Here is a 935-nt window from a genome sequence, read left to right on the forward strand (position 1 = left end):
AAGCTTATTACCACCCACCAATACGCTCTCTTTCCTGCTGCTGTTCAGGCGTGGCTTCAGGAGTATCAAAAGTACTGGGAAATAGAGGCGGAGGAAAGCCTTCAGCCTTTCTTCTTTCATAATCTCTTTCACGGTAAGCATCAAAAGCCTCTCCAGGGGGAAGAGGTCGGTTTTTATCCATATACCAAAGGTAAAAAGAGAGGTCTTCATAGCAATTGCCGATAGAGCTAAACAAAAACAGCGTATGAGTCATATCTGGTCTTCTTACTTGTAAACGGTATGCTCCACCTNCAAAAACAGCGTATGAGTCATATCTGGTCTTCTTACTTGTAAACGGTATGCTCCACCTCCTGTATGGCTCGGGGCAGACATTATAAACATAACTTTCTCGATCTGCATAGTAATGTTTTGCTGCCAAAGCAGTCCAGGAAAAGTCATTAACCCATCTTCCCTGTTCAATATCACCTCTTTTTTTGGCATGGTAAAATAGTATATCACGAAAAAAAGGAGGCCAGATAATGAAAGAATAAAAGGTATCATGAATACGGCCGAAAGTATTTCATCAGGTTCATCAGAATGTTTTATTCCAACAAATATGATTCCTATAAAAATCAAAAGGAAGAAGCCCCCCCCCCATTGAGGAGTCATATATGAATATGATGGCCTTTTTATAAACTTATCATTAGCGTTAATGAAGGCTTTTTCTGGACCTACGTTCCCCTTAGTTAAGGCTCTCGTATTTTCGGTAATATGGAGGTTTAATACCCTGCTCCATCCACCTCTTTTTATGTTTTTATGTGCATCGCTATAATCAGAGTGGGTGATCTCTCTTTTGTAATCGCTTTCTATTATTTGTTCCATAGTCTAAACTGCGCAAAGCTTATTACCACCCACCAATACGCTCTCTTTCCTGCTGCTGTTCAGGCGTGGCTTCA

Annotated in this window: 1 protein-coding gene; it reads right to left on the reverse strand. The window is 40.7% G+C overall.

What is annotated here, in order from left to right:
- Window positions 1–7 precede the first annotated feature (7 nt).
- On the reverse strand, window positions 8–253 hold the full coding sequence (locus JL102_RS23375; RefSeq protein ID WP_202246892.1) for a hypothetical protein: 246 nt from the start codon (window positions 251–253) through the stop codon (window positions 8–10).
- Window positions 254–935: the final 682 nt, after the last annotated feature.

Source organism: Fulvivirga sediminis (assembly GCF_016757215.1).
Classification (GTDB): Bacteria; Bacteroidota; Bacteroidia; order Cytophagales; family Cyclobacteriaceae; genus Fulvivirga; species Fulvivirga sediminis.

Coding starts and splice junctions, on each gene's coding strand:
- JL102_RS23375 (WP_202246892.1), bottom strand. CDS start 253: ATGACTCATACGCTGTTTTTGTTTAGCTCTATCGGCAATTGCTATGAA.